This is a genomic window from Solibacillus sp. FSL W7-1324, assembly GCF_038008025.1.
GTDB lineage: Bacteria > Bacillota > Bacilli > Bacillales_A > Planococcaceae > Solibacillus.
Genome location: NZ_JBBOYH010000002.1, coordinates 240,640 through 246,707, shown reverse-complemented (window position 1 = coordinate 246,707; position 6,068 = coordinate 240,640). Strand labels below are relative to the sequence as shown.

Below are 6,068 nucleotides of genomic sequence, written 5' to 3'. Positions count from 1 at the left end.
ACAATATGGCCCGTTCGTAATATGAGGTTAGCCAGATTTTTCTGGTTGACCTTTTTTGTTTAGGTCTTATTATAACGGTAGTCGGGGTAGAACGTCTGGCCCGTGGGACTTGATCCCGTCCGCAAAACTGTTCACCCCCTACTTGTATAAACATGTTTCGAGCTGGTTGGGACAAGGATCCCGTTTAACAAGCGAACCTATGACATTACAAGCAGCTATAGGGGTTACCGACGAATTTAGTTTTCTTTAGGAGGAGATGTAATTATGAATCCAGTCGTTGGTCTGGATGTTTCAAAAGGAGAAAGTCAGGTTCAAGCCTTTTTAGATAAAGGCAAACCATATCGTAAGAGCTTTAGTATTAAACATACTCTTGATGGTTTAGATAGTTTATTAGAATTTCTAAGGGAAGTAGAGAAATTAGCTGATGGTAAGCAACCTTCGGTTATTTTAGAATCTACAGGTCAATATCATATGCCCGTTATTCAATTTTTGGAGGAGCAACAATACGTCTATATTATTGTTAATCCACTTATCTCTCATCGAGCTAGAAGTACAAATTTACGCAAGGTAAAGACCGATGCCATTGATGCCTATCATCTATGCGAATTGTATTACAAGGAAGAGTTAGAGCCATATAAAAAGAGAGGTATACAACTCTTAAATCTTCGTAATCTCACTAGACAACAAGAAACAGTATCAAGCACAGCTGCACAAACAAAGTTACAGCTACAGTCCATCTTAGATCAGGTTTTCCCTGAATACAGAGGTGTCTTTGGAAATCTCTATTCAAAAATTTCGTTACAGATTCTATCCATCTTCCCAACCTCCAAAGAGGTTTTAAGTGTTAGCGAATCAGAACTTACTAATAAAATTGCGGAATTATGTACAACCCGTTCAGAAAGATGGGCAAAAGAAAAGGCAATTAAATTGAGAGAGGCTGCATTACGTAATCCATTTCAAAACAACTTGTATCAAAGCCATATCTTTAACCTAAGAATGTTTATTAACATTGTTCTTCAATATCAAGAGCATCTATCAAAGTTAGCAGCAGAAATAGATGCCCTCGCTAAAGAAATTGAAGAATATGAGATAATCCAGTCTATCCCTGGTGTTGGAGAAAAGATTGCGGCAACAATCATCTCTGAAATTGGAGAGATAGAACGGTTTAACCATCCTAAAAAGCTAGTAGCATTCGCCGGGATAGATCCTAGCGTTTACTCTTCTGGTCGATTTACTGCTTCCATCAATCGTATAACCAAAAGAGGTTCCAGCAGGTTAAGACAAGCGTTATTTATGGCTGTACAATGCGGTATAAGAGATGCACGTAAGCAAAAAACAAGTGATGAAATACTCCCTAGAAATAAGAAATTACGAGAGTTCTACGATAAAAAACGCGAAGAAGGAAAGCCATTTAGAGTAGCAATCATTGCATGTGCTAATAAGCTTTTACATTGGATATATGCCCTACTTAAAAGGAAAGAAGCCTTCCAAAATGCGGTTTAAAAAGTATATTTAAGTGGATTAAACAAAACCTTCCAATTTTAAAGAGGAAGGCTTATTTGGTGTACCCTTTTTTAGTATATCATGTAGGATTTAATATTTTTATCGAAAAATCTTGACAACTATTAGCTGGTTTTGTGGAACAAAAATCTAGCAATACCGGACTTTTGATCAAACTTTTTTACAAATTATCAATCTTTATTATAAACGAACAGACTTTTTTATTAATTATCAAACTTTGTTTTAAAGCCACATGAAGAATAAATCTAGATTAAATGAATTAAAACGTATGGACTTAATTAGAAGGGAATTTGCAAAACATGTTAATACAAAATAAATAAACCGCCCTCCAAATTGATTTGTGGAGGGCGGTTTTATGATTCAAAATAACTTCTAAATCACTTAAATTGTTTGGGTAAGTGCTTACTGCAATAGTAATAACGAATGCCTTTACTTTGAATACGCTTCGCTTCCTCATCAGTTAATGTAGAACCACAAACCATACAAGGCTCAGCCTTAACGACAGGAACGCTATTGGCAGCTCTTACAAGCTCGTCAAACGATTGATCAACCACTGAACTATTACTTTCTACTTTAAATGGCGTTTCAGTGTTCACAAATGCTTGAATGGTTGGATTGCTGCCCCACTCTCGACTACTAGCAATGTCTCGCCAACCCATCATAAATTTATCGCAACAATCTCTGAACGCGTCTGATTCAGCCGATGATATAGCATTTTTAATACTTGCAGGTTCAACCTTTTGTAAAGTTGCGACACCGATTCCTTGTCTTACAGCATCTAAGAGCTGTATTTCACCTCTAACCGTAACGATCATATGTTGAGTATCAATTACAGGATCGCTAATTACTCGCCAATTCCACATCTCCCCGGCAACTTGTTCAAAACGCAACATATAAACTTGTGAAGGGATATATGGGCGGCGCCCTTGATTTAATGAAGCTTTTCCAAAGCTGGCTTGTAATTTCTGTACTACTTCCTCATACATAATAATTCACTCTCCTAATTACTCCTATTTTACAGGAATCTAAGGCAAATGAAAAAGCACATCGAAAATTCGATGTGCTAAAAATCAAGAAGTTAATAATCGGACAATACTCGGTCCAACCTGTAATAAAAAGAATAGAACCGGAACACCAATGAAAATACCGTAACTGATTCGTTTCCGACCAGGGATGCGTGTCGCATGATGTAGGGTAACGACTGCAATTAAAAATACGATAACTAGCAACGGATAAACAATCACCTTAATGCCTTCATAAAGACTAGTTCCGACATATTTAACAGTTGAATCAAATTGCTTTAATTGCGTAAGTTCAGTTTCAGGTAACAACCTGTCAATCATATAATGATAAGCGAATACAGGTGCATAAATACTGAACATCAATAAGATTGGTCCAAATACCGTTGTCACAAAGGCGAGACGCTTCTTATGAGGGTTTTTAAAGGCATATAGGAACATAAATATACCAAACAGGAACATTAGTCCCCCGATGAAAACACCCACCAATTGCCCGTAATATAGTACGTTTAATATTGGTTCTGTAGGATCTACTTTCACGTTTATTCAACCTCACTTTCAATCGCGTCAATCATATTCCATACAGACGTATCTAAATAATATTGCTTGTATTTTACTAGCTCTTCGTTTTCTGTTTCACCTGTGTAATCGCTCACGCTTAACTCGTCAGTCTCCATTTTCACTATAAGAGTAATGTTTGCAGGTGTATCAAGTTCGCTGTAATAAAGATTTAAGCGAACGCGTTGCTTACCGCCTAACATTTTATTACCGCCGACAATTTCAATTTTTTCAATTGTACCGTTTTGGCTTAAACGAGTCATTGCTTCTTCATATAATGCAAAGATTTCATCCAATTCACCGCGCTCCGTACGTTCTGAAAAATCACTAGCAATCATTTCAGGTGTCATTACGCTTGTCATCATATCAATATCCATGCGATTAGCACTCATAAAAAACATATTAATCACGCTATCTAAATCGGAAATGTTAAAATCTACGGTTGTTATCTCACCATCGTTCAGTTCGGCCATTTGCTGCCATGTATCGCTATCTTTCCCGCCTATATCGCCTTTAGGAATAGACGGGAAAAAAATAACTTTAATACAAACTGCTAAAGCTAAAATACCGATAGCCAAGCAAACCCACTTGATCCAAGTATTACGTTTCAATAAACGACCGATTTCTTTTCGTATTTCATCAAATATAATTTTCAAATAAACACCTAATTTCCTTTCAACTCGCTCATTGGAGGTAGTAAAGAGAGCGGGTTCATGTTGGTATTACCATAACTAAACTGCCCTTTATATACTTCAAAGTGTAAGTGTGGACCACTGCCGCGCCCTGTAAAGCCCATATAACCGATGATTTCACCTTTTTGAACAGGCTGATTAACGTGTAGACCTGAAGCATAGCCATTTAAATGAGCATAGTTTGTATAATAGGTTTGGCCATTCAGATTGTGCTTGACGACCACATACAAGCCCCAGTTCGTTTTATAATTCTTCTGTTCAATTTTATAAATGGTTCCTGCCATAGCAGAAACAACCGGCGTCCCTGTATTGTTTGCTATATCAATGCCCCAGTGCATTTGCGGTTTATTTGTGCCATAAACACTCGGCAGTACGCGGTAGCCATACTTACTTGTAAACCTTCCGACAGTCGGCCATGTGACGTCACCGGCTGAAACAGGTATCGGGGTCGCTGAGTCACCAAATGCCACGCCATTACTCATTCCGGATTGGAAAGCTAAATGCATGGCGTATGCTTCCGATGCGTACCGTTGCGCGGCTGGATACATATAGTTAGCCGGACCTCCGTTATAGGAAGCAAATGCTTTCTTTATAGCAGCTTCATTACCGCTGACATAACCAAGCGATTTCAGGTATGATGCGGCAAACATCATGGCATCTCGTAAGTTCCATGGATCTGCTATGCCGTCACCATCACCATCCATGCCCTTACCGCCATATTGTTTAATGTTGGATATACTAAAAATGACATCAATATTGCTCGTAATATCACCAACGCTTGTGGTAGTAACTAAACCAGTATTTCTAATGGCCCAGCCAACCCACGTAAGCGGGACTACCTGGAAATGCCCTCTAGCACCCGCACTAGATTTCAAATTCTTATCTGTTGCTACTGGATTACGAGAAAAAGAGGTTTCAAGCCCATGAATCGCGGCAATGGCACTCCAATCAACACCTGTTTTCTTTGCAATTTCTTTGTAAATCTCTTCATATTCAGGCGGGTACCATCCTCGGTTATTTACACCGTTATAGCCAACAACACCGCCCCACGTAGCACTCGCTAATTGTTTAACATAGAGGGTAATACAAGCATCCAATCCCTTTTTATCTTCATTCATACATTTCGTAAATTTGGTGTACTCAATGTCGGGCTCTGGAAACGCAGGATCGGCAGCCTTACCAATTTCAAAAGCAGTTTCTAAATCTTGTGCTTTCACCAGTTTCGTATGCTCTCCCTTTTCTGCATCTTTCATTAATATACGTACTAATTTAGCTGAGTCCATCATAACTGTTGGCATTGACTCTACTAATAAATAGAGAACCGTCTCTGTTACAACGGTTGTTGTGCAATCTCCGCTACTATAAGTTGAAGTGCTTGTCACAGCGCTTTCTTGATATTCAAGCGTCACATCCGAGTAACCCATACTTACTTTGTCAGCGACAGATCGCTTCGGTAATACTTTTTTATTAACTGTCGGACCAGAAGTGGTTGTCGATGTATTTCCTTCTTCATCAACAACGGTACAGACCGATGTAGAGGTAGTCTTTATGTATTCTTCTATAGGAACAGCTTTCTCTAATATCTCCGGCTGATATGCCTTAGATTTTTTAAAGTAATACTTTAGTTCTTTATTTTGTATCTCTTTATATTTTTCTATTAAAGCAGCTTTGTCGCTGGCATCGTCACGTTTATATTTGGCATGCCAGGGTCTAAAGATGGAATCCATTGTATCAAAGTAATAATGAATGGTTGGAACCGCATAACTCGGCTTTATGGCCCCGGCTAATTGTTCAATCCAACCTTCAGTAATCCCCGGATATGGGTCGCCACTTTGCATTTTTGAGAAATAATCATTTAAAGTTGTTGAAGCATTTCCACCGATATTTTCTTGGAATGTAGTTTTCACTGTTTCATCGAAAATAACTTCGGCGGCAGTACGTTCGTTACCGCGCTGGAACAAGTCAAAGGATGAAACACTCTGTAAAACAAGTAAGACAAGGATAATGACTACGAGTGCTACAAGGACATAAGGCCCCACGATTGCTAGTAACCATTTAAATAAACTCATAATTACTTTGGTTAAAAATGAAACAATAAATTTACCGAAACGAAAGATAGATTTACCGTTTTTAGCTAGGAATTTCCCGGCATTAAACGCACTCTTCCCCTTATTACCTATGGAATCGGTAACATCGGTACTATGGTTATTATCACCATTTTTTGAACTCATAATTTCACCTCTCAATAAATAAACAATGCGAGTAGCATCTGACTACT

At 38.4% G+C, this 6,068-nt stretch carries 5 protein-coding genes; 1 reads left to right on the top strand and 4 read right to left on the bottom strand.

Annotated elements, in window-relative coordinates; genetic code table 11:
- Window positions 1-264: 264 nt before the first annotated feature.
- On the top strand, window positions 265-1,503 hold the full coding sequence (locus tag MKY71_RS19715) for an IS110 family transposase (RefSeq protein ID WP_340733798.1): 1,239 nt from the start codon (window positions 265-267) through the stop codon (window positions 1,501-1,503).
- Window positions 1,504-1,898: 395 nt separating this feature from the next.
- Here MKY71_RS19715 and MKY71_RS19710 read toward each other — a convergent pair whose 3' ends face one another.
- The 4 genes from MKY71_RS19710 to MKY71_RS19695 all read right to left on the bottom strand — a co-directional run bounded on the left by MKY71_RS19710 (window position 1,899) and on the right by MKY71_RS19695 (window position 6,021).
- Window positions 1,899-2,507, bottom strand: a complete 609-nt coding sequence (locus MKY71_RS19710) for a hypothetical protein (protein WP_065217261.1) — start codon at window positions 2,505-2,507, stop codon at window positions 1,899-1,901.
- 84 nt (window positions 2,508-2,591) lie between these two features.
- Entirely contained in the window at window positions 2,592-3,080 is a 489-nt protein-coding gene (locus MKY71_RS19705) for a hypothetical protein (protein ID WP_065217260.1), read from the bottom strand.
- A 2-nt stretch (window positions 3,081-3,082) separates the two neighbouring features.
- Window positions 3,083-3,754 carry a hypothetical protein gene (locus MKY71_RS19700; RefSeq protein WP_340733845.1) on the bottom strand — a complete coding sequence of 224 codons (672 nt, stop codon included), beginning with the start codon at window positions 3,752-3,754 and terminating at the stop codon, window positions 3,083-3,085.
- An 8-nt stretch (window positions 3,755-3,762) separates the two neighbouring features.
- Entirely contained in the window at window positions 3,763-6,021 is a 2,259-nt protein-coding gene (locus MKY71_RS19695) for a M23 family metallopeptidase (RefSeq protein ID WP_065217258.1), read from the bottom strand.
- Between the last annotated feature and the right edge of the window lie 47 nt (window positions 6,022-6,068).

Bases quoted from the DNA above. Each gene is read 5' to 3' on its own strand.
- MKY71_RS19715 (WP_340733798.1), top strand. From the start codon at position 265: ATGAATCCAGTCGTTGGTCTGGATGTTTCAAAAGGAGAAAGTCAGGTT.
- MKY71_RS19710 (WP_065217261.1), bottom strand. From the start codon at position 2,507: ATGTATGAGGAAGTAGTACAGAAATTACAAGCCAGCTTTGGAAAAGCT.
- MKY71_RS19695 (WP_065217258.1), bottom strand. From the start codon at position 6,021: ATGAGTTCAAAAAATGGTGATAATAACCATAGTACCGATGTTACCGAT.